The following is a 24,200-nucleotide window of genomic DNA, read 5'->3' as shown; positions in this document are numbered from 1 at the left end:
TTTCTTTAAATATTAATAATGGAAATGTTTACTTTCTTCTATATATGGATTTCTTTTTGGTAACAAAGGAGATTTAGTTAATGCTGTAAAAACAACATATATAAATAATCCTAGGAAGAAAAGAACAGATGCAATTTCAGATACACCAATAAACCATCTATCCCCTACCGTTCCAGGCATAATCATATTAAAGAAATCAATGTAATGTCCTAATAAGATTACTATACCTGCCATAACTAAAATCCAAGTTATTCTTTTGAAGTCAGTATTTACTAAAATCAATATTGGAAACAAGAAGTTCATAACTACCGCACCAAAAAATGGAAGGTTATATAATTCTATTCTTGTTACAAAATAAGTTATCTCTTCAGGAATATTAGCATACCAAATCAACATGAATTGTGAAAACCATAAGTAAGTCCAAAATACACTGATTCCAAACATGAACTTAGCTAAATCATGAATATGACTTGTATTAACATGTTCTAAATAACCTCTAGACTTCAAATACAACGTTACCATTGCAATCATAGTAATTCCGCTTACGAAGAAACTAGCAAAAACATACCATCCAAATAAAGTACTAGACCAGTGTGGATCGATAGACATAATCCAATCCCAAGACATAATGGATTCAGTGACAATAAAGAAAACTAAAAAACCTGCTGAGATATTAAAATTCTTTTTGTACCAAAGATCATCATTAGCTTGATCTTGAGCTACACAGTTTTTAGCAGAAAAATAACGATATAAATTCCAACCTGCTAGGAAAATTGCAGCTCTTACTATCCAAAAAGGGAAATTAAGATACCCTGATTTATTAGCAATTATTTTATCATGGGCTACTACTTCAGGATCTAACCAAATAAATAAACTATTTGAAGGAAAAATATGTAATCCACAAATTATAAGAATTACAAAAAATATAATTGAACCCACAGGCAAATATGCCGTTATACCTTGCATAACTCTAAACAAAACTGGAGACCAGCCTGCTTGAGCAACTTGTTGTATTGCATAAAAAGCTAAGACTCCCATAGCAATAAGCATAAAGAAAATACAAGCAACATATAATGAAGCCCAAGGCTTATTTTGTAGTTGCTTCAAAACATGGATTGAATGTTCTTTATGTTCCGCTTCTTCTTTAACTTCGTCATCCTTACTAACTTCATGATGAGCTTCTGTAGCTGCAGTTGCAACTTCATGCTTTGCTTCACCATGACCTTCATGAGTTTCAGCAGCAAGTAGTTTTTCAACTTCTTGAATATCTTTTGGTGCAGTTAAAAAACCATATCCTATCCCTAAAAGGCCAACAGCCATTAAGACAAAAGAAAATGTTTTTAATTTACTTGAAAATGTATACATATCTATTACGATCAGTTTGTTCAACAATTATAATTTAGCTTTCAGTTTTAAAACATAAGATGCCACTAACCAACGTTCGTGTTGATTCAACTGGTTAGCATAAGCACCCATTGAATTTAAACCGTAAGTTTGAACATGAAAAACACTTCCTTCAGTTATCACCCTATCTTTATAACTTGGTACACCAAGAAATTTTCCTTGTGTAACTAATTTACCCTTACCATCACCTGCATTACCATGGCAAATACCACAATAAATTTCAAATAATTCTTTAGATTTCTCTTCATCTTTAACCGATATAGAATCAAGTGGTGATTTTAAATTTAATTTAGATAAATCATATCCGGCAGTTGAATTTTCATATTCATAAGGCTCAAACCCTCTATTTACTGTTCCTGCAGGAGGAAGTTGACCTTCTTTACCATTCTTGAATGCAGTTGACTCTTCGTAAGTTTCATAACTTACAGGCTCATACATATTAGGCATGTATTGGTAATTAGGCTTCGAATTATTATGACAAGACGAAACTAAAATAGTAATACAAATTACAAATGTTATTTTATATAGACTTTTCATATCGACAATTAATTCTTTACAATTACTTTAACTTCTACTGCTCCTGTACTTTCGAAAAAAGAAACTAATTCACTTTCATTGTCATTTACAGCAACTTCCATCAAAAAGTGGTCATCTGTTGTTCTCACATCTGGATTCTCCGCTTGTTTGAAAGGCCATAATTTACTTCTCATATAAAAGGTGATAACCATCAAGTGAGCTGCAAAGAAAACCGTTTCTTCAAACATAATTGGAACGAAAGAAGGCATGTTTTGAATATAACTAAAACTTGGTTTCCCACCTATATCCTGAGGCCAATCTTGAATCATAATGTAATTCATCATCCAAGTTCCAAATGACAGACCAATTAAACCGTATATGAAAGCACAAATTGCTAATCTTGTTGGAGCAAGCCCCATCGCTTTATCCAAACCGTGAACAGGAAATGGAGAAAAAACTTCTTCAATATGATGATGAGCTGCTCTGGTTTTCTTAACCGCATCCATCAAAATATCATCGTCATTATAAATGGCGTATATTACTTTATTACTCATGATGTAAATCTTTATTTGCTTCTCTTTGTCTTTTGTAATTATCTCCAGTTCCTTTTAATATCGTTTTTACTTCCGCTTGTGCTATAACAGGGAATGTTCTAGAATAGAGCAAAAATAACACAAAGAAGAAACCTATGGTTCCAATGAAAATTCCAATATCAACAAATGTAGGAGAGAACATTGTCCAAGAAGACGGTAAATAATCTCTGTGCAACGAAGTTACAATGATTACAAATCTTTCGAACCACATTCCAATATTTACTACAATTGAAATAATAAAAGAAAACATAATGCTTGTTCTTAATTTTTTAAACCACATGAATTGTGGAGAGAAAACATTACAAGTCATCATCGACCAATATGCCCACCAGTAAGGTCCGGTTGCTCTGTTTAAGAATGCATATTGCTCATATTCAACTCCTGAATACCAAGCGATAAAAAGCTCAGTGATATACGCAACACCCACAATAGAACCCGTAATCATAATTACGATGTTCATTAATTCTATATGTTGAATAGTAATGTAAGCCTCAAGATTAGAAACTTTTCTCATGATGATAAGCAAGGTGTTTACCATTGCAAATCCTGAGAAAACTGCTCCTGCAACAAAATAAGGAGGGAAAATTGTAGTATGCCAACCTGGAATTACCGAGGTAGCAAAGTCCATTGATACAATGGTATGTACCGAAAGTACTAAAGGAGTTGCCAAACCTGCAAGAACCAAAGAAACTTCTTCGAAACGTTGCCAGTCTTTTGCTCTACCACTCCATCCAAAACTCAATATAGAATACACACGTTTGTTAAAAGGCGTTATTGCTCTATCACGCAACATCGCAAAATCAGGTAATAAACCAGTCCACCAGAAAACTAATGAAACCGAAAGATACGTAGAAATTGCAAATACATCCCAAAGCAAAGGAGAGTTAAAATTCACCCATAATGAACCAAATTGATTCGGAATCGGCAGAACCCAATAGGCTAACCATGGGCGACCCATGTGAATGATTGGAAATAAACCTGCCTGAATTACAGAAAAAATGGTCATTGCTTCCGCTGAACGGTTAATAGCCATTCTCCATCGTTGACGGAAAAGTAATAATACGGCTGAAATCAAGGTTCCTGCGTGACCGATACCTACCCACCAAACGAAGTTAGTGATATCCCAAGCCCAACCTACAGTTTTATTTAATCCCCATGTTCCAATACCTGTAGATACAGTGTAAATGATACAACACATTCCCCAAAGAAATGCGGTTAATGCAATTGAAAATACAATCCACCAATGTTTGTTTGCTTTACCTTCTACAGGCGCAGCTACATCTACAGTTACATCGTGATAAGACTTATCACCTATAACTAAGGGTTTTCTAATGGTTGCTTCGTAGTGAGACGACATAATCCTTTATATTGATTCTTAATTAATTATTTTTTGTACTAGGTATTTCTAACTTTAACATGATAAATCACATTTGGTTTTGTTCCAACATGCTCTAATAAATGATACATTCTTTCATCTTCAGCCAGTTTAGTAACTTTAGATTCTTTATCATTTACATCTCCAAAAATCATTGCTCCGGTAGAACAAGCATTTGAACAAGCTGTTTGAAATTCACCATCAACGATTACTCTTCCTTCTCTTTTTGCATTTAAAATTGTTGCTTGCGTCATTTGAATACACATCGAACATTTTTCCATAACTCCACGAGAACGAACATTTACGTCTGGATTTAATACCATACGTCCTAAATCGTCATTCATATGATAATCGAATTCACTGTTTTTGTTATACAAGAACCAGTTAAAACGACGCACCTTATACGGACAGTTATTCGCACAGTAACGCGTACCAACACATCTGTTATAAGCCATTTGATTTTGCCCCTGACGACCATGCGATGTTGCAGCAACAGGACAAACAGTTTCACAAGGCGCATGATTACAGTGTTGACACATTACCGGTTGGAAAGAAACTTGAGGATTATCTCCTGCTTTTTCCATTTCATTAAATGTAGATAATGAACTTGACAAACCAGCAATATTTTCTTTTCTTTCATTATCGCCTGCAAATGTACTTTCAGAAGAATAATATCTGTCGATACGTAACCAGTGCATATCACGACTTCTTCTAATCTCCGCTTTACCAACAACAGGAACGTTGTTTTCAGCATGACAAGCAATTACACAAGCACCACAACCTGTACAAGCATTCAAATCGATAGAAAGATTGAAGTGATGTCCGGTAGAACGATCAAATGAATCCCATAAATCTACTTTTGTAGCCTCAACTTCCTTGTGATCCAAAGATACCATTGGTTGTTCATTCCAGAACTCAGCATCTTTAGTATTGAAAATTTCCAAAGAGGTTTCTTTAATAATATCCCCTCTTCCCATCAATGTTTTCTGACCTTGAACACAAGCAAATTCGTGTTCTCCGCCAGCTTTAACCAATGTTACCGATTGAACATCATTAAAACCTTTATATAATGGGTAAGCATTTAAACCTACTTGCATTTCTTCTTTCAAAGCCGCTTTACGACCATAACCTAAAGCTAAACCAATAGTTCCTACAGCTTGACCTGGCTGAACTATTACCGGCACATTTTCTAATTTTAAACCATCAGCCGTTGTAATTGTAGCATAACTACCATTCAAACCACCATTAGCCACAATTTCATTAGACAAAGCATATTTCTTAGCATCAGCATTCGAAACGGTAAGATAATTATCCCAAGAAACTCTTGTCATTGGATCTGGCAATTCTTGCAACCAAGGGTTGTTTGCTTGTTGACCATCACCCAATCCAGTTTTTGTATACAAAACCAATTCGAATCCTTCAGAAGCTTTTGATCGAGCCAAAGCATTAGCCGCGGCACTATAATCAGCAGACGATGCAGAAGAAGCTGGAATAGCTCCAACAAAAACACCATCATGCAACACTTTATTCCAAGTAGAACCCGAAACAATTCCTGAAGCATTTCCTTTTAAATAATCGTAAAAAGTTCCGCCAACACCATTCAATGACAATAAAACGTCTTGAAATTGTTTGGTATCAAATAATGGACGAATGGTTGGTTGAGTAATACTGTAAGTACCTTTTGTCAAACTTAAATCACCCCATGACTCTAAATAATGTGGAGCCGCAGCAGCTATTGTAGTAAGCAAAACAGTTTCATCTTCTTTTAAAGAAAAAGTGACTGAAGTTTTAACTTTTTTCAAACCTTCAACAAATGATTTACTATCTGCTAAAGTATAAACAGGATTAACACCACTCATAATCAAAGTATGAATGCTTCCTGCTTTCATTTCATTAACTAATTGAGTAACTTTTTCGTTTGATCCTTTTCTTATTTGTCTTGTTCCCGAAGTATTAAAAGCTTCACTTGCCAATACTTGATTGATAGCCAAAACTAATAATTGAGCATTTTTATCTTGAATACCTGAAACTAAAACTCCTTTTGAACCAGCAGCTTTTAATTGCTGAGCAGCTTTATTAACTTCAGATTTAAATTTATCATCTAAACTAACCGCTACAGAAGAGCCAGTTATAACATTATATATATGAACTAATGCTTGTTTTTGATTTGCAGTCGACATTGCCAAACGTCTATCGGCAGCAGCACCTGACAAAGTCATGTTTGATTCCAGTTGAAAATGACGAGACATTTTTCCGTTTTTTGGAATTCTGCCTTGAGCATAACCTGAATCATAACTTCCACCTTGCCAATCTCCAAGGAAATCTGCACCAACAGATACTATTAAAGAAGCTTTTGAGAAATCGTAATCAACCAAAGCTCTTTCACCATATACAACTTCAAAAGCATCTAAAGCTTCCGATGAAGACACAGCATCATAAACTACATGTTTAGCATTTGGGTTATTACCAATAAATTCAGAAATCAACTTTTCAGTTGATGGACTTGCCAATGTATTTGTTAAAAGAACGATTTGACCGCCTTTTGCTTTTGCATCAGCTAAACTTGACTTTATTTTAGACTCAACAGCAGACCAAGTTGAATTTTTACCTTCAATTTTTGGCTCTTTCAAACGCATACTGTCATATAGTGACAATATTGACGCGTGAATTCTAGCATTAGCAGAAAATTTTGCCCCAGCAATAGTATTATTATCTATTTTAATAGGACGCCCTTCACGTGTTTTTATCAAAAGATTCGCAAAATCGAAACCATCAAAAACTGAGGTTGCATAATAATCAGCAACTCCAGGAATGATTTGTTCTGGCTGAAGCACATAAGGTATTGACTTATTCACAGGACCTTCGCAAGCTGCAAGCGTAGCTGCTGCAGTACTAAACCCAACGTACTTTAAAAAATCGCGACGTGTTGTTGATGAAGATGATAAAGCATCACTATTTCCTAAAAATTCATCCGTAGGAATTTCTTCAACAAATTCGTTATTTCTAAGCGCCTCAACAATAGAACTATTTTCGTCTAGCTCTTCAACACTTTTCCAGTATTTTTTGTTTGATGACATATATAAATATTAAAATCTTAATAATTTGATTAATAATGGCATTTACCACATTCTAAACCGCCCATTTGCGCTGCAGTCAATTTGTCTACACCGTATTTCTTAGAAAGCTCTTCATGAATTTTTGTATAATAATCATTCCCTTCCATTTTTACTTCGGTTTTTCTATGACAATTAATACACCAACCCATAGTCAATGGAGCAAATTGTTTTTGAACCTCATATGTCTGAACCGGACCGTGACAAGTTTGACATTCAATACCGGCCACCGTAACGTGTTGTGAGTGATTAAAGTAAACAAAATCAGGAAGATTGTGTATGCGAACCCATTTAACCGGCTGCGTTTTGCCAGTATATTTTTGAGTTGCTTGATCCCAACCAACAGCGGTATATAATTTTTGGATTTCTCCATCATAGAATGCCTTAGAGTGATCTGGAGTAGCAGTAGTATCAGACACCTCAGAAATATTTTTATGGCAATTCATACACACATTCAAAGATGGTATACCAGCATTTTTACTCACCCTAGCCGAAGAGTGACAATATTTACAGCTAATTCCATTACTACCTGCATGTATTCTATGAGAATAATGAATTGGCTGAATTGGTTCATAATCTTGATCAACACCTACTTGCATTAAGAAACCATACACAAAATAAGCACCAGACAATAGTAAGAATATAGACGTTACCAATACCAAAAATTGATTTCTGGCAAATGCTTTCCAAATTGGAGTAGTTGGTGTTTTTGGAGCCACTTCAATTCCATTAGCTTTAGCTACCTTAGTTAGAACATTGTTTACCAAAAACAACATTACTACCAACATAACCATCACTAAAGCAAGAGCGCCTAGTATAACATTATTAGAAATACCACTATCATTACCTCCAGTACCTGGAACTGAAGCAGTACCCGCAGCAACAGGAGCTTCCGCTTTTGGCTCTGATGTATAAGCAATAATATCATTAATATCTGCTTCCGTCAATTGAGGAAAAGCAGTCATTACTGATTTATTGTTTTCTTCAAAAACTTTTACAGCAGCTGCATCTCCTGATTTAATCATATCAGAACTGTTATGAACCCACTTGTAAATCCAAGCCATGTCATGTTTTGCAGAAATACCTCTTAACATAGGACCAGTTGCTTTCGCATCTAGCTTATGACATGCAGCGCAATTCACATTAAAAAGCTCTTTTCCTTTTGCAGCATCACCACCTTGGGTCGCAACAGCAACAGCAGGCGTCGCAGCCGGAGCGTCTGCAGGAACTGCAGTTTGCGCAAATGAATTTAGGGAGAAAATCAACATTAGCCCTAAGCCTAGATATAATTTCCTTGAGATCGAATTATGGTTACCCACCTTTTTCATATTATAAATGATTATCTACTAAAATTGGTACGGTTTTTTCTATTAATAATTTTAGAAAAAAACAGTACATTTTTTAAAACTTGGACAAAAATACGACTTAAGAACTATTCTCAAAACCTTAAAATAGTCTTAAATTCAATTTATATTAATTCTAAATAATATTTATTATTTCGTTTCATTCTATAAATAGTACTTTTGCACAAAAACTATCACATTATGAGAATTTTAACACCCAGAAAAGCCTTTTTTTACGCAGTCACATTATCCCTTACCTCAAATTATATTAACGCACAAGATCGAAATATCACGTTAAGTCAAGACCCTAAATTCGAACAATTGCTAAATGAGAAAAGAAAAACAAACGTTTTGAACGCTGCAAACGAATGGTATAAAGTTCAAATTTTTAGTGGCGACAGCGAAAAAGCAAAAAACACGTTAAATGAATTTAAACAAGAATTTAGTGATATTGACGGAACAATTGTATTCAATACTCCCAATTATAAGGTTTGGGTAGGGAATTTTAAAACTCGCATTGAAGCAGAACGAAATCTAATTGACATTAGAAAAAAATACAAAAATGTACTCTTGATAAAACCAAGTAAAGGGTAGATATATAAAATCAAATAATTACTTTTTTTTACATAATAAAGCCACTCTGTAAAGAAGTGGCTTTATTTGTTTTAACCGCGTTGCAAACGCTACGATTTGTATTCTAATTAAAGTTGGTACTCGACGCAGTCAAGCACCAGAGAAGGTGGACAAGCGAGCGCCAGTGGGGGTTTTTTTGGTTGATTCAGATTGTGAGTACGAAGTTAGGAGACATTCGCACAGCGCATCTGACTTCGTAAGTACGTTCGTTTTTTAAGGAACACTTCGAGCAGCAGTGAATAATCACTCAAAATAAAAATAAAGATAAATCATCATAATTATTAATGAGATTAATAAATGATACTTTTTTTCACTTCTCAACTTGTAAGCGCATATTAAAGAATGCAAAAGACCAACTATTAAAATCAAATAATACCAATTGCTATTAAATCCTGCTGAACCAGAACCCATAAAAAAAAATGATATTAGCAACAAGAATAACGCTAAAAAAGTAATGAATAAGTTAATGAATAAAACTTTTAGAAATTTTCCCATAATTTATTAGTTAACAGTTACATTAATATTGTATTTATCTTTCATTGTCTTGACAAAGTTGTTTATAACATCGTTACTACTACCTCCTTTTAAAAAAGATGAAGTAAAAGCTTTTAAATCTTTTCCAAAGGTACTTATGGAATGTGCTTTTTTATAACCTCCCTCATCTGTCGTAAATGCACCTTTAACCCCAGACATATCATTCCCAGACAAAGGGTCTTTTGTTCTGTCAAGACTATAAGAATCAACTCCATCTGGAGCAGTAATATAATTTGATTGATGTGGAGCCATATTAAAAACAAAATCTATAACATTATCTGCATCTGCGAATTTACTTGAGTTCTTTTTTATTAATTCTAATAATTTTTCTGTATAACCTGCCCCAAAAGCAGCTCCTCTGCTATGAGTATAAATCTGAATTTTTTCAATTATTTTACCTGTTTTAGGGTCTTTTTCTAATTTTGACAAAATAGTGTCCCAATCCATTTCTGCATCAGATTTCCCCATTTCTTTTCTATTACTTGGGTAACTTTCTGGATGAGCACCGCCACCATCGCCTCTATCACCATCTACAAACTGAATATCTCCTCCAGGATTTGCTATACCTGAACCTTTTATGGTATTTATTATTTCCTTTCCCCAATAACTCTCATCGGCTCTTTCACTATCAGACGCAACAAGACCATTTATCAAAATAGGCAATTCACCGTCTTTATCTAAATAAATTACTGGACAATTTAAAGCATATACATAAGGTGATGACATTTCTAACAATTCAGCTTTCGGGTCAATGTTCATCCATCTACCCAAAGCTGGGTCATAATTTCTAGCCCCATAGTCATACATGTTAAGTCCCAGCTCGTCTTGCAGTTCTTTTCCGTTGTATTTATACTTGTAAATATAGCCTTATAATAAGACAAATACCGTTCAACCTAAAATAAAAAAAATCCCGACGAATCGGGATTTTATATCAAAAGCTAATTTGCTAAATACTATTTCAATTTCTTTTTGATAGCTACTTCATGGTACGATTCAATAACATCTCTTTCTTCTATATCATTGTATCCTTTCACTTGAATACCACAATCGTATCCTTTAGCAACATCTCTAACATCATCTTTAAATCGTTTCAACGCTAATAACTCTCCAGTAAAGACAACCACACCATCTCTGATGATTCTCATTTTGGCGTTTTTAACAATTTTACCGTCCATAACCATACTTCCGGCAATAGAACCAACTTTAGAGATTTTGAATATCTCTCTAATCTCCGCAGTACCCAGAATCTCTTCTTTCATTTCCGGAGCAAGCATTCCTTCCATCGCATCTTTCAAGTCATCGATAGCAGCGTAGATAATAGAATAGTAACGGATATCAATTTCTTCTTTGTCTGCTAATTGTCTTGCATTTCCAGCAGGACGAACATTAAATCCGATGATGATTGCATCTGAAGCTGAAGCCAACATAACGTCAGTTTCTGTAATCGCTCCAACACCTTTATGAATGATATTAATTTGAATTTCTTCAGTAGATAATTTAGAGAACGAATCGGATAACGCTTCAACAGAACCATCCACATCTCCTTTAAGGATAATGTTCAATTCTTTAAATTGACCCAATGCAATTCTACGTCCAATTTCATCTAATGTAATATGTCTTTGTGTACGTACGGATTGTTCACGCATTAATTGAGAACGTTTAGATGCAATTTGTTTCGCTTCTTTTTCATCTTCAAAAATATTGAACTTATCACCCGCAGTAGCTGCACCATCTAAACCAAGAACAGAAACCGGAGTCGAAGGACCCGCAACAGTAACGATATTTCCTCGTTCATCATGCATGGCCTTAATCTTACCATGATGCTTACCAGCCAACATATAATCTCCAATTTTCAAAGTTCCATGTTGTACTAATATAGTAGAAACATATCCTTTTCCTTTATCAAGGAAAGCTTCTACAACAGTTCCAGAAGCCGCTTTATTTGGATTAGATTTTAAATCTAAAAGTTCTGCTTCTAATAATACTTTTTCTAATAATTCTTTAACTCCTGTTCCCACTTTTGCAGAAATATCATGAGATTGAATTTTTCCTCCCCAATCCTCAACAAGTAAATTCATACCTGCTAATTTTTCTTTAATTTTCTCTGGATTAGCATTTGGTTTATCAACTTTATTGATAGCAAAAATAATTGGAACGCCTGCAGCTTGAGCATGGCTAATCGCTTCTTTTGTTTGCGGCATGATGTCATCATCAGCTGCAATTACAATAATCGCGATATCCGTAACTTGAGCTCCACGAGCACGCATCGCTGTAAAAGCTTCGTGTCCCGGTGTATCTAAAAATGCAATTTTTTGACCATTATCTAATGTTACTCCGTAGGCACCGATGTGTTGTGTAATTCCACCTGACTCACCAGCTATAACATTTTCTTTACGAATGTAATCCAGTAAAGATGTTTTACCGTGATCGACGTGACCCATTACAGTAACGATTGGCGCTCTAAAAACCAGATCTTCTTCTTTATCAGCAACAACTTGAATCGCTTCTTCGATATCTACCGTGATAAACTCCACTTCATAACCAAATTCATCAGCCACAATAGTCAATGTTTCTGCATCAAGACGTTGATTCATGGTAACCATGATTCCAAGTGACATACAAGTACCAATAACTTTAGTAATTGGCACATCCATCATAATGGCAATTTCACCTACAGTAACAAATTCAGTAACTTTGATGGTTTTACTTCCTTCGTCAATAGCTCTTTGCTCATCATCAGATTTTTGACGATGCGTATCTCTCTTGTCTCTTCTATATTTAGCCGCTTTAGATTTTCCACCTTTTCCTTGTAGTTTTTCTAAAGTCTCTCTAATTTGATTTTTAACTTCCTCTTCCGTAGGCTCAACTTTAGCAACAATTGCAGGTCTGTTTCCTTTTACAAAACCAGGCCTAGCACTTCTATTAGCGTTGAATCCACCACCACCGCCAGCATTTGGGGTAATTTTATTTGGATTTGGAGCTCCGGGAACAGCAGGTGGTCTAGGAGCACCTGGTTTTGGAGCAATTCTTTTGCGTTTATTTTTATTGGCATTATTAGCTCCTACAGCTCCAGGCGCACCCGGTTTATTTGGAGTAATTTTAGGCTCTTCTTTTTTCTTCTTAGGTTTATTAAATTGAGATAAATCAATTATTTGACCTGTTAAAGTAGTTCCTGATAATTTTTGATATTGAGTCGTTATAGTCTCATCAACAGGCGCTTCTTCAACTGCAGCCACTTTTATCGGTTCAGCAACAACCTCTTTTACGGGTTCTTTCTTAACTTCTTTAATTCCAACAACAGGTTTAACTTCTTTTTTGTCTGAAACAGGTTTTTCTTCCGAAAGTTCTTTTTGAACCGGTTCATTTTGAACAGTTTCAACAACGGCAGGTTTTTCAACCGGAGCTGGAGCTTTAACTACAGGAACCTCAATTTTTTCAGCGACTTTAGCAGGAGCAGGAACAACTGTTGGTCTTTTAGGATTGAGATCAATTTTCCCAACCTGAACCGGACCCGTCACAACAGCTCTCGCTTTTATAACTTCTTGTTGTTTTAGTCTTTCTTCATCTTGCTTACGTTTGTCTTCGATTTCTTTCTCTCGCTCCACACGTAAAGCTTCTTTTTCTTTTCTTTTCTCTTCTCCTACTTCTTTTGAAGCCTCCTTATTCCCTTTGTCACCAGCAAACTGACCGCACAAGACATTGTATACATCATCAGAAATTTTTGTGTTTGGATTTGCTTCAATAGCAATCCCTTTATCTTTTAGATAATCCACAGCTCTTTCCAAAGAAATATTCAATTCCCTTAAAACTTTGTTTATTCTAATAATTCTCTCTTCAGACATAAAACCTTTTTATTATTACCTTTTTTGTTATTCCTCACTTTACTCCCTACTCGATACCTACCGAGCAAGAATTCATTGTAAAATGGCATGTTTATCGTTGAAGATACATTTGACTAACTGTCAAATTCTTCTTTCAATATTCTCATTACATCTAGAATTGTTTCCTCTTCCAGATCTGTTCTTCTTACTAAATCTTCTACATCTTGTTTTAAGATACTTTTTGCTGTATCCAAACCAATTTTTGCAAACTCTTCAATAACCCAGTCTTCAATTTCATCTGAAAACTCAGTCAATTCAACATCATCCTCATCAGCAGTTGCTCCCGCAACATCACCTTCACGGATAACATCTAATTCATAACCAGTTAATAAACCGGCTAATTTAATATTATGTCCACCACGACCAATTGCTTTAGAAACTTCTTCAAGTTTCAAGAAAACCTCAGCTCTTTTAGTCTCTTCATTAATTTTAATCGAAGAAACTTTAGCAGGGCTCAATGCTCTGGTAATAAATAATTGAATGTTACTGGTGTAATTGATTACGTCAATATTTTCATTTCCTAATTCACGAACAATTCCGTGAATACGAGAACCTTTCATACCAACACATGCTCCAACTGGATCAATTCTATCATCATAAGAATCTACGGCTACTTTTGCTTTTTCGCCTGGAATTCTCACTACTTTTTTCACCATGATTAATCCGTCAAATACTTCAGGAATTTCTTGTTCAAATAATTTTTCCAAAAACTTCTCAGAAGTTCTAGACATAATGATTTGAGGTTTGTTCCCTTTCAATTCAACACTTTCGATTATCCCTCTTACATTATCTCCTTTGCGGAAAAAATCAGAAGGTATTTGTTTTTCTTTTGGTAAAATAATTTCATTCCCTTCATCATCAACCAAAATCACAACTCTAGGACGAACATGGTGTACTTCCGCAGTATAGATATCTCCAATTAAATCTTTAAATTGTTTATAAAGATTTGTATTATCATGCTCATGAATTTTTGAAATTAAGTTTTGACGCAAGGCCAAAATAGCTCTTCTTCCTAAATCAATTAATTTTACTTCCTCAGAAACTTCTTCACCAATTTCAAAATCGGCTTCAATTTTTCTTGCTTCTGTCAAAGTAATTTCTTCATTTTCAAAATCCAAATCCTCGTCAGCAACGATTACTCTTCTTCTCCAAATTTCCATATCTCCTTTGTCAGGATTTATAATAATATCGAAATTATCATCTGAACCGTATTTTTTCTTCAATGCATTTCTAAATACATCTTCCAAAATTGCCATAAGCGTTACACGATCAATAAGTTTATCATCTTTAAACTCTGAGAATGAATCGATCAATGCTAAATTTTCCATGCGAATTCTTTAATTAAAATGTTACTGTAACAATTGCTTCTTTTATATCTGCGTAAGGCAGTTTTAGTTCTTTTTGAACCGTCTCTTTTCCTTTTCCTATCTTTTTAGGCTCTCTTGCTTTCCACGACAAAATTACAAAATCATCATTAGCTTCCACTAATTCTGCTTCAATTATTTCTGCCCCAGTCTTCACAATCAATGTGCGTCCTATATTTTTCTTGTATTGTCTTACTAATTTCAATGGCGATCCTACCCCCACCGAAGCTACTTCTAAAGAGTAATCTTGTTCCTCGCGATCCAAGTTATTATCAATAAAACGGCTCACATCGATACAATCCTGAAGTGCCACTCCGTTATCACCATCCAAATTCACAATAACCTTAAAAGCATCAGTGATAGTAAGGTCTATCAAAAAAATTGATGGCTTTTCTAAAAGACATTCTGTCAACAACGTATTTACTTTTTCTTTAAATGTCATATTTTTTATAAAAAGAGGGGACATTTAGTCCCCTCATTATCTAGATTTTAATAAATAACGGTGCAAATATAGTGTTTTTTTTATTAATTAAAATAATCAGCTGCTGTTAAAATATTTCTTATCTTTAATGGAGCATTAAAACACCTGTTTTTACATAATTTAAACTTTTTAATTATGAAACGAATTTTAGTACCAACCGATTTTTCAGAACATGCTGAAGACGCATTAAAAGTAGCCGCACAAATTGCAAAAAAAAACAATTACGAAATATTCTTACTGCACATGCTGGAATTACCAAGCCAAATGAGCGATGCGATTTCTGGCGGCAGCGGCATTCCAGAAGTAATGTTTTATATAAAAAAAGCAAACGAAACGTTCCAAAAAATCAAAGAACGCTCTTATTTAAATGGGATTTCAGTCACTGAAACTGTACATTTTGAAAGAGCTTCTAATGGTATTTTAGCTTTTAGCAAAAAAAATAAAATTGATTTAATCATCATGGGCTCACATGGATCTTCCGGAATCGAAGAACTACTTATTGGCTCCAATACAGAAAAAGTAGTACGCCTTTCTGACATCCCGGTTTTAGTTATCAAAAAAGATGTAGGCAAATTTGAAGGTAAAAATTTCGTTTTTGCATCTGATTTTTCTAATGAAATAAAAAAACCATTCAAAAAAATGATTGAATTCACTAAAATCTTTGATGCAAATCTTTTTTTAGTAATGATTAGCACACCAAACAGCTTCAAAACCACCTTACTTGCTGAAAAAATAATGAGCGATTTTATTGCCGATTTTGACATTCAAAATTACTCTCTACATATTTTTAACGACGTTAATGTAGAAAGCGGGGTACTCAATTTTTCAAATACAATTAATGCTGATTTAATTGGACTTTGCACACATGGTAGAACTGGATTATCCCATTTTTTCAACAGAAGCATTAGTGAGGACTTAGTAAACCACGCCGTTAAACCCGTAATTACTTTTAAAATATAATTTTCTGTTGCAAAAATCCGACTCAAATTAAACTCCCGCAGTAGAAAAAACTTTCAAAAATTTTCAAATAAAAAAAGCCTCTCAAAATTTGAGAGGCTTTACGTTGGTCTACAAGGACTCGAACCTTGAACGACTGCACCAAAAACAGTTGTGTTACCATTACACCATAGACCAGCATTGCTTTGCTACTGCTTAGCGAGTGCAAATTTAGAACAAATTTTAATTTGCACAAATTTTTTATCGCTTTTTATTGAAAATAATTTCCCCTAAGAACATAAACAGTCTTTAAATTTACCAAAAACACTAGTAACCAATTCATTAGTTTTCTAGATTTGTTTTTTAGAAATTTTTGTTAATGCTCGCATCGTTACATAAAAAAACATTTTCTTTGTAACTCAAAATTTAATTACAATTTAGCACTGAAATATGGCAACATTCAATTTCAATAAATGGAATACGATTATAGGTTGGTTTACATTTGGAATCGCATTAGTAACATACACGCTCACCGTTGAACCCACAATGAGTTTCTGGGATTGTGGAGAATACATTGCCACAGCTGCAAAATTAGAAGTAGGACACCCCCCCGGAGCCCCTTTATTCCAAATGATTGGCGCCTTTTTTGCTATGTTTGCTTCAGATGATAAACATATTGCCTTAATGGTAAATATGATGTCCGTTTTCTCAAGTGCCTTTACTATTTTATTTATGTATTGGTCATCTACGATACTATTAAAAAAACTGATTTCTCGATTTTCTGAAAATGATAAAAACAATGATATTGTTATTTTAGGTAGTGCTTTTGTAGGTACATTAGCGTATACTTTTTCGGATAGCTTTTGGTTTAATGCCGTGGAAGCCGAAGTTTATGCAATGGCCTCTTTATTCATTGCTTTACTATTCTGGCTAGGTTTACGCTGGGAACAAGACATGGAAACTCCTAGAGGAAATAAATGGTTATTAATTATTTCGCTAGTTATTGGACTTTCATTTGGGGTGCATTTCATGGCGCTATTAACAATACCTGCTATTGGTTTTCTTTATTTTTTCAAACATTATAAAGTTGTAACTATCAAAAACTTCATCATTGCAAATATTGTTGTAATTGCTATTTTACTATTTATATTCAAATTATTATTGCCATTAACCATGGCTTTCTTTGGAAAAACTGAAGTATTTATGGTAAATAAATTGGGAATGCCTTTTGATTCAGGAAGTATTTTTGTTGGACTTCTATTCATTGCTTTCTTTTTCTTTGGTTTAAAATACACAAAACAAAAAGGTTTGGTGTTCTACAACACCATAATCCTTTGTATATTATTCATTTTAATTGGTTTCTCCACTTGGATGATGCTACCTATTAGAGCAAATGCAAATACAGTAATTAATGAAAACAAACCTTCGGATGCAGCTGAAGTACTTGCTTATTATAATAGAGAACAATATGGTGTAAATCCTTTGTTTTACGGTTCTCAATATACCGAAACTTTTGCGGGTTTAGACAAGGAGCATCCTTATTTAGACAAAGCTCCAAACTACGAAAGAGACTATAAAACAGGCAAGTATGTTATTACCAATAATTTCAAAAATGCCGAACAAAATAGTGATGACAATCAAAAAACTATTTTACCTAGAATGTGGAGTACCGAACATGTAGCTAATTATATGAATTTCTCAAACCCTCCAGAATTCAAAATTAATCCGGATTATCCTTATGAGGATGATTTAGCAAAATATGGCATTGATCCAAGCAAATTAACCGAAGAAGAATACAACAAAGCCATTGCGCAGTTAAAAAATGAAGTCGAAAAAACAGTAACAGAATTCAGACAAGCATATGCTCAAAAACAAATTGACAACGACGGTTATGTTTCCTTCTTGAAAAGCTACGGAGATTATTTAATCATAGAAAAACCAACTACTGTTGACAATTTCCGTTTCATGTTCGAATATCAATTTGGCTATATGTACTGGAGGTATTTAATGTGGAATTTTGTTGGTCGCCAAAGTGATGTACAAGGAAGATATGACAATTTAGACGGAAATTGGATTAGCGGAATAAAATTTGTTGACAGTCTGCATTTAGGTTCGCAAGATAATTTACCATCGGATGTGTTGAATAACAAGGGACGAAATGTCTATTTCTTTTTACCTTTCATTCTTGGTCTTATCGGCTTAATGTACCATGCCAATAAAGATTTAAAGAGTTTCTATGTCTTGTTAGCTCTGTTTTTATTCACCGGAATAGCATTGAAAATTTATTTAAATGAAAGACCGTTTGAACCTCGTGAAAGAGATTATGCTTTAGTGGGTTCTTTCTATGTATTTGCAATCTGGATAGGATTTGGCGTCTATGCTTTATATGAAAGTTTCCAGAAATATTTGGCTCCAAAAATAGCAGGACCAATAATTATAGCAGCAAGTTTGCTGGCTGCTCCAGTACTTATGGCTTCTCAAAACTGGGATGATCATGATCGTTCTAATAGATACACGGCTGTTGCAATGGCTAAAGCATATTTAAATTCATGTGATAAGGATGCAATATTATTTACCATTGGTGATAACGATACATTCCCACTCTGGTACGCCCAAGAAATAGAAAAAGTGAGAACCGATGTGAAAATTGTAAACACAAGTCTTTTCATGACTGATTGGTATATTGATCAAATGAAGACTAAAACGTATGAATCAGATCCTTTACCTATTTCATTTGTCCATGACGAATATGTGGGTGATAAACTGGATTATGTAGCACATATTCCAAAAGTGGAAAGCAGATGGGAAATAAAAGATTTTATCAATTTTATTAAAAATCCAAAATCTACTGTTGAGATGCAAAATGGACAAACTATTCATTTTTATCCAACTAATAAACTTAGAATTCCTGTTGACAAAAGTGTTATCATAAAAAACAAAGTTGTTTCTACTAAATACAATGACTCTATTGTTCCTTATATAGACATCGACATCAAAGGAAATGCATTATATAAAAACAGATTGATGATGCTCGACATTGTTGCTAATAACAACTGGAAAAGACCTATCTACTTTAGCGGTGGCGCATTTGACAATGAAGATTATTTATGGATGAAAGATTATCTTCAGTTAGACGGAATGGTTTATAAACTAGTCCCTATAAAAACTAAAATGGGTAAGGATGACAGCCAAATGGAAATGGGACAGATTGATGCTGACAAAATGTACAGCAACGTTATGAAGTGGGATTGGGGAAATAGTGAAAGCCCAACTATTTATCATGATCCTGAAACCAGAAGAAATAGTATTACGTACCGAATGAATCTTGCCCGATTGATGGATCAGTTAATTAAAGAAGGAAAGAAAGACAAAGCTAAAAACATTATTGATTTGGCAATGACAAAAATGCCTTTGGATAAATTTGGTTATTATTCCTTGGTTGAACCATTTGCCAAAGGATATTATGCTATTGGAGAAAAGGCCAAAGCTCAAGAATTGCTTGAAAAACTGATGACTAAATACCAAGAAAATCTAAATTACTACATTAATCTCAATGCAGTAGATCAAACTGATATTGCAGTGGATATAATAACAGATATTGAACGCTACAGAGGTTTACTTCATGTAATGAAAGAAAGCGGAGATTCAGCTTTTTACAATAAAAACAAAGTAATTTTCAATACGTATATTAAAATGTTCGAACGTTTTGGTCGTGAAAAAGAGTAAATTTAGTCCGAGAATTGGATAACTAGAAACTATAGCGATATTTAAAAATGTCGCTATTTTTTTTACTTTTAAAAATAACAAAAATGAAACTTCAGTGGATAAAAACGAATTGGATTATAAAAAAAATATTTCCAAATTACACTTGGGACTTACCCAATACTGGAAATAAAGTTTATCTCACCTTTGACGACGGACCAATTCCAGAGATTACTGAATGGGTTTTGGGAGAATTAAAGAATTACAATGCAAATGCAACTTTTTTTTGTATAGGAGATAATATTGATAAACATCCTGAAGCATTCAAAAAAACAATCACTGAAGGTCATGCGATTGGAAATCACACCTTCAATCATCTGAATGGCTGGAAAACAGCAACTGGCGTCTATTTAGAAAATTTCAAATGCTGTGAGGAAATCATTCAGCATTCTGGAATCAACCTAAAATCTAAACTCTTCCGTCCACCTTATGGAAAGATAAAAACAGCCCAAGCTAAAGAAATACGAAGATTAGGTTACACAATAATAATGTGGGATGTACTAAGCGCCGATTTCGATCAAAACCTATCTAAAGAAGAATGTTTAGAAAACGTATTATCGAATATTGAATCTGGAAGTATAATTGTTTTTCATGATAGTATAAAAGCTTTCAAAAACTTAGAATATGTACTCCCAAGAACTTTAGCTTATCTAAAAGAAAACAACTTTATTTGTGCTGTAATTGAATGAAAACTAAAATTGTTCTTGAACAATACTAATAATTGTGTTGGCATCTAACTCTCCGGATTGTCTCCAGATCATTAACCCTTCTTTATAAATCATAAGCGTAGGAAGACCTTTTATTCGAAGTGCTTCGGCTAATTCTTGATTTTTATCAACATCTATCTTAATCACTTTCGCTTTATCACCAAGAGCAGCAGCAACATCTCTAATTACAGGATGCATTGAAACAGAAGATTCATTCCAATCCGTATAAAAATCAATCAACACAGGAATTTGTGTGTTTATAAGTTCTCCAAATTTTGACATAAAAGCAAAAATTTAATTTTCTAAATTTACTGAAAAAAGATAATTATTCTACAAATGTAACATTTTAAACGAATTAAGCTACATCCTTGCCTTTTTTTAGTTCAATGACAGTAATTTCAGGCATTATTCCGACTCTTCCCGGATAAGCATGAAAACCAAATCCTCTATTTATATAGATATATCGACCTACATTTTCATACAAACCAGCCCATTGTGTGTAAACATATTGTGCTAAACTCCATTTGAAATAACCTGGAATTTCAATCCCAAATTGCATTCCATGTGTGTGTCCTGATAATGTAAGGTGAAAATTTTTCTCGTGATGTTGTACTTCATAATCCCAATGTGATGGATCGTGACTCATTAAAATTTTAAAATCTTCTTTCTTTACATGCTCAGAAGCTTTGTTAATATCACCTGCTTTTTTGAAATTTTGCCCCCAATTTTCGACACCAATTAATGCAATTTTATCATTGCCTTTTTTGATAAAAGTATGTTCATTCAACATTAATTTAAAACCAATCTGCCCGTATAGATTTTTTATATCTTGGAAATTTTTCTCTTTGTCAGCCTCGGTTGGCCACGTTACATATTCCCCATAATCGTGATTCCCTAAAACAGAATATTTACCAAATTCATGCTTTTTTATCCTATTGAATGTTTCAATCCAAGGATGCATTTCTTTGGCATCTGTATTTACAATATCTCCGGTAAACAAAATCATATCTGAATTTTGCTCGTTTACTAAATCTATCGCGTAATTTATTTTTTCTGGATTATCAAAACTTCCGCTATGAACGTCAGATATTTGAGTAATTGTAAAACCATCGAAAGCCTCAGGCAAATCAGGAAAAAAAATTTGTTGTTTGATCACTTTATAATTATATTTCCCTATCGTCACTCCGTATATTAAAGACAAAAAGGGAATAGCAGCCAAACCTAATCCAACCTGACTTATAAACTTCCTTCTTGAAGCTAAAAAAGCTATATTATCATTGTTCTGAATAAAATAATTTACTGATCCCGCTCCTATTCTAAAGATATCTTCCCCAAGTAAGACAAGAGCTAAAAACATTTTTGGAACATATACCAAAAGCACTAAACCCATAGTAAGCATTGTTTGCTTAGTTTGCCCAACAGAGCGGTCAAACTGCATGAAAGAATAAACAATAAATACTAAAAGTAATAAACTAATAATTTGGTAAGAAATTAAAACCCATTTCACCTTTATTAAGGTTCGTAATGCTTGAAATGCATAAAGCTCAACAATAAGAAGGACAAAACATAATAATAGTATGCGAAGAATCATTTTATAATATTTTTATACAAAATAACAAATTAAGAAAACACAACAGGTTTTTATTAATCAAAATTTAACTAAAATTATACCAAATCTATTTTAACAAACATCTTTTTATAAAAAAGAGGCTATCCTTATTTTTGAATAGCCTCAAATTGTCAGCAAAGCACTTTAAATTATTTTTTCAAGTTGAAAAATAAAATCAATCAACAAACATATTTTTTTGATTATTAAAAACAGTAAAACCGTAAAACACCATCTGATTACTTAACAACTATATTTAAATTTGGAGTCACGATATAATCATTATTTCCTCCCGAATATCTTTGGACATAAACTTCAAGATAGTCATTTGTTGACAACTCTGTTGAAGCAATTAATGGAAGTACTAAAATATCATTTGCAGCTAATCCTTTTCCATAAACTTTATATTGAGTGATTGGCGCTCCATTCTTTGCAATATAAATAATATATGTCCCAGCATTACTCACCTGAAACGAAACAGATCCAGTAAGTTGAAAAAACCTTTTTTTCTTTCCTAAATATTGAAGACGATTATCTGTTGAATTTCTTGAAAACCTATATAAATTAGCTGATGTTGAAATCCCTAATAACTTTATAATATTACTCGGATTCGAATTATTAAAAGTAGTTGAAGCCCCTGAACCAACAGCATAATCAAAATTCATATCTCCAGTAGCGGCAGCATCACCTTCATTAGGCACTCCTGCTGACCTAACAGTCCACTTATCATTAAAATTATACCCAGTGTAACTACCTACACTATACCCATTAACATATTTTCCTGTTGTAAGCGTACCTGTAAAAACAACTGTTTCTATTACTGCATCTCCAGTAATTGTAGGATTACTGGAAACATCAAGACCAACGGCAGCTCCGTAAACTTCACTAAACCCGCCTGTTTTTTCAACTAAACCAAAAGTCCCTTGGAATGTTTCATAAATTCCTGAATTATTACCAAACCAAGCTGCATTACTAAGCAAAACTTTACTGATATCTTTATAAACAATTCCAGTAGTATTTCCTAAATATTGTACAATACTTACAAAAGCTAATGCGAAATTTTCAATTTTTCCTATATTAGAAGAGCTCGCAACGATACAATCCCTTAAAACTAAACTTTGCGTTTGTGTCCCTGAAGCAATTGATCCCGTTCCAATAACATTAAAAACATTACCACTTGTTGCTGTCAAAGTTAATACCTTAACAGAGCCTCCAGTTGCTCCTGTAAAAAGATCACCTGATGCCTTAATTAACTTATCTTCACCAGCATCCATACCAATAATATAAGCATTATTCAATTCTATGGGTAAATCAACATTAATGATGCCGTTAATTTCATACAAAGTATTTGTATCCAGAAGATATTTAGTGCTTCCACCAGCCGTTTTTTCAGCAGCTAAGACTGTCGCTAAAACATCAGTAGATTTAATAATTTTGAATTTTAATCTCCCATTACCATCACTACTCATCTTGCTCCAAGATGCTAAAGTTGAATTATAATGATAAAAAGATTTTAAATCAGTGTCATAGACTATTAGACCATCGGCAGGAGATACGACTGCTATCCGTTGCGCTGTAGTCATTCTTGGCGTTAACATTCCTTGAGTTGTAGAAGATACATCTAAAACAGAACTTGCATTCGGAGTAACAGTTCCAATTCCAACTTGGGCAAACACACTTGTCGTTATTATCATGAAAAGTAACAAATAGGCTCGTAAAACCATTTTAGTAAAGTAATTTTTTTCCATAATACACGAATTAAAAGATTAAATATAAAAGTCCCTCATTGAACTCTAACTTCATTTAGTAAATTTACACAATAAATCGTTTAAATACATATTTAATCGATTAAATGCGTCATATTAATTAATACATAATTAATATATTACAAAAAATAAAAATAAAAATTTTATTTTTAAAACTAAGTAATTGTTTTCTTTCAAATTAAACCG

At 33.6% G+C, this 24,200-nt stretch carries 17 protein-coding genes and 1 tRNA gene; 4 read left to right on the top strand and 14 right to left on the bottom strand.

The features are described from left to right. Positions 1 to 12 precede the first annotated feature (12 nt). Genes ACNQGG_RS02215 through ACNQGG_RS02190 form a run of 6 tightly spaced genes read right to left on the bottom strand, consistent with a single transcriptional unit; the run spans position 13 to position 8,329 of the window. Entirely contained in the window at positions 13 to 1,365 is a 1,353-nt protein-coding gene (locus ACNQGG_RS02215; protein WP_417961113.1) for a quinol:cytochrome C oxidoreductase, read from the bottom strand. Between the two features lie 27 nt (positions 1,366 to 1,392). Continuing rightward, positions 1,393 to 1,941 carry a c-type cytochrome gene (locus tag ACNQGG_RS02210; RefSeq protein ID WP_417961111.1) on the bottom strand — a complete coding sequence of 183 codons (549 nt, stop codon included), beginning with the start codon at positions 1,939 to 1,941 and terminating at the stop codon, positions 1,393 to 1,395. An 8-nt stretch (positions 1,942 to 1,949) separates the two neighbouring features. Further along, positions 1,950 to 2,474 carry a DUF3341 domain-containing protein gene (locus ACNQGG_RS02205; protein WP_416857242.1) on the bottom strand — a complete coding sequence of 175 codons (525 nt, stop codon included), beginning with the start codon at positions 2,472 to 2,474 and terminating at the stop codon, positions 1,950 to 1,952. Beyond that, positions 2,467 to 3,870 carry an NrfD/PsrC family molybdoenzyme membrane anchor subunit gene (gene nrfD / locus ACNQGG_RS02200; RefSeq protein WP_417961109.1) on the bottom strand — a complete coding sequence of 468 codons (1,404 nt, stop codon included), beginning with the start codon at positions 3,868 to 3,870 and terminating at the stop codon, positions 2,467 to 2,469. Before nrfD ends, ACNQGG_RS02205 begins: the two co-directional genes overlap by 8 nt. Before the next feature lie 38 nt (positions 3,871 to 3,908). Then, complete coding sequence (locus ACNQGG_RS02195; RefSeq protein WP_417961107.1) at positions 3,909 to 6,965, bottom strand: TAT-variant-translocated molybdopterin oxidoreductase; 3,057 nt, start codon at positions 6,963 to 6,965, stop codon at positions 3,909 to 3,911. 29 nt (positions 6,966 to 6,994) lie between these two features. Further along, positions 6,995 to 8,329, bottom strand: a complete 1,335-nt coding sequence (locus ACNQGG_RS02190; protein ID WP_417961105.1) for a c-type cytochrome — start codon at positions 8,327 to 8,329, stop codon at positions 6,995 to 6,997. Between the two features lie 216 nt (positions 8,330 to 8,545). Between ACNQGG_RS02190 and ACNQGG_RS02185 the strand changes: the two genes are divergently transcribed. Next, a complete protein-coding gene (locus ACNQGG_RS02185) occupies positions 8,546 to 8,938 on the top strand; it encodes an SPOR domain-containing protein (RefSeq protein WP_417961103.1) in 393 nt (130 codons plus the stop codon). 540 nt (positions 8,939 to 9,478) lie between these two features. Here the strand turns inward: ACNQGG_RS02185 and ACNQGG_RS02180 are convergent. The 4 genes from ACNQGG_RS02180 to rimP all read right to left on the bottom strand — a co-directional run bounded on the left by ACNQGG_RS02180 (position 9,479) and on the right by rimP (position 15,198). Next, positions 9,479 to 10,372, bottom strand: a complete 894-nt coding sequence (locus ACNQGG_RS02180) for an RHS repeat domain-containing protein (protein ID WP_417961561.1) — start codon at positions 10,370 to 10,372, stop codon at positions 9,479 to 9,481. Between the two features lie 92 nt (positions 10,373 to 10,464). Then, positions 10,465 to 13,353, bottom strand: a complete 2,889-nt coding sequence (gene infB, locus ACNQGG_RS02175; RefSeq protein ID WP_417961101.1) for a translation initiation factor IF-2 — start codon at positions 13,351 to 13,353, stop codon at positions 10,465 to 10,467. Between the two features lie 113 nt (positions 13,354 to 13,466). Further along, positions 13,467 to 14,720, bottom strand: coding sequence for a transcription termination factor NusA (gene nusA / locus ACNQGG_RS02170; protein ID WP_417961099.1), 1,254 nt, complete (start codon positions 14,718 to 14,720; stop codon positions 13,467 to 13,469). A gap of 13 nt (positions 14,721 to 14,733) precedes the next feature. Beyond that, complete coding sequence (rimP, locus tag ACNQGG_RS02165; protein WP_417961097.1) at positions 14,734 to 15,198, bottom strand: ribosome assembly cofactor RimP; 465 nt, start codon at positions 15,196 to 15,198, stop codon at positions 14,734 to 14,736. A gap of 174 nt (positions 15,199 to 15,372) precedes the next feature. Here rimP and ACNQGG_RS02160 point away from each other — a divergent pair, with 174 nt between their 5' ends. Beyond that, positions 15,373 to 16,197 (top strand): universal stress protein, encoded by an 825-nt coding sequence (locus ACNQGG_RS02160; protein WP_417961096.1) that lies wholly within the window; start codon positions 15,373 to 15,375, stop codon positions 16,195 to 16,197. A gap of 103 nt (positions 16,198 to 16,300) precedes the next feature. Here ACNQGG_RS02160 and ACNQGG_RS02155 read toward each other — a convergent pair. Beyond that, positions 16,301 to 16,371, bottom strand: a tRNA-Gln gene (locus ACNQGG_RS02155). Between the two features lie 252 nt (positions 16,372 to 16,623). Between ACNQGG_RS02155 and ACNQGG_RS02150 the strand changes: the two genes are divergently transcribed. Next, positions 16,624 to 19,899 (top strand): glycosyltransferase family 117 protein, encoded by a 3,276-nt coding sequence (locus ACNQGG_RS02150; protein ID WP_417961094.1) that lies wholly within the window; start codon positions 16,624 to 16,626, stop codon positions 19,897 to 19,899. An 83-nt stretch (positions 19,900 to 19,982) separates the two neighbouring features. Continuing rightward, positions 19,983 to 20,624, top strand: a complete 642-nt coding sequence (locus tag ACNQGG_RS02145; protein ID WP_417961093.1) for a polysaccharide deacetylase family protein — start codon at positions 19,983 to 19,985, stop codon at positions 20,622 to 20,624. Between the two features lie 3 nt (positions 20,625 to 20,627). Here ACNQGG_RS02145 and ACNQGG_RS02140 read toward each other — a convergent pair whose 3' ends face one another. The 3 genes from ACNQGG_RS02140 to ACNQGG_RS02130 all read right to left on the bottom strand — a co-directional run bounded on the left by ACNQGG_RS02140 (position 20,628) and on the right by ACNQGG_RS02130 (position 23,996). Further along, positions 20,628 to 20,924 (bottom strand): thioredoxin family protein, encoded by a 297-nt coding sequence (locus ACNQGG_RS02140; RefSeq protein WP_039108730.1) that lies wholly within the window; start codon positions 20,922 to 20,924, stop codon positions 20,628 to 20,630. A gap of 73 nt (positions 20,925 to 20,997) precedes the next feature. Then, a complete protein-coding gene (locus ACNQGG_RS02135) occupies positions 20,998 to 22,233 on the bottom strand; it encodes a metallophosphoesterase (RefSeq protein WP_417961091.1) in 1,236 nt (411 codons plus the stop codon). 254 nt (positions 22,234 to 22,487) lie between these two features. Then, positions 22,488 to 23,996: a hypothetical protein gene (locus tag ACNQGG_RS02130; RefSeq protein ID WP_417961089.1), complete on the bottom strand. Its 1,509-nt coding sequence runs from the start codon at positions 23,994 to 23,996 to the stop codon at positions 22,488 to 22,490. Between the last annotated feature and the right edge of the window lie 204 nt (positions 23,997 to 24,200).

It is taken from the genome of Flavobacterium esculini, from assembly GCF_048284325.1.
Taxonomy (GTDB): domain Bacteria; phylum Bacteroidota; class Bacteroidia; order Flavobacteriales; family Flavobacteriaceae; genus Flavobacterium.
Note: the sequence above shows the minus strand (reverse complement) of the source record. Positions and strands in the feature narration are given on the sequence as shown.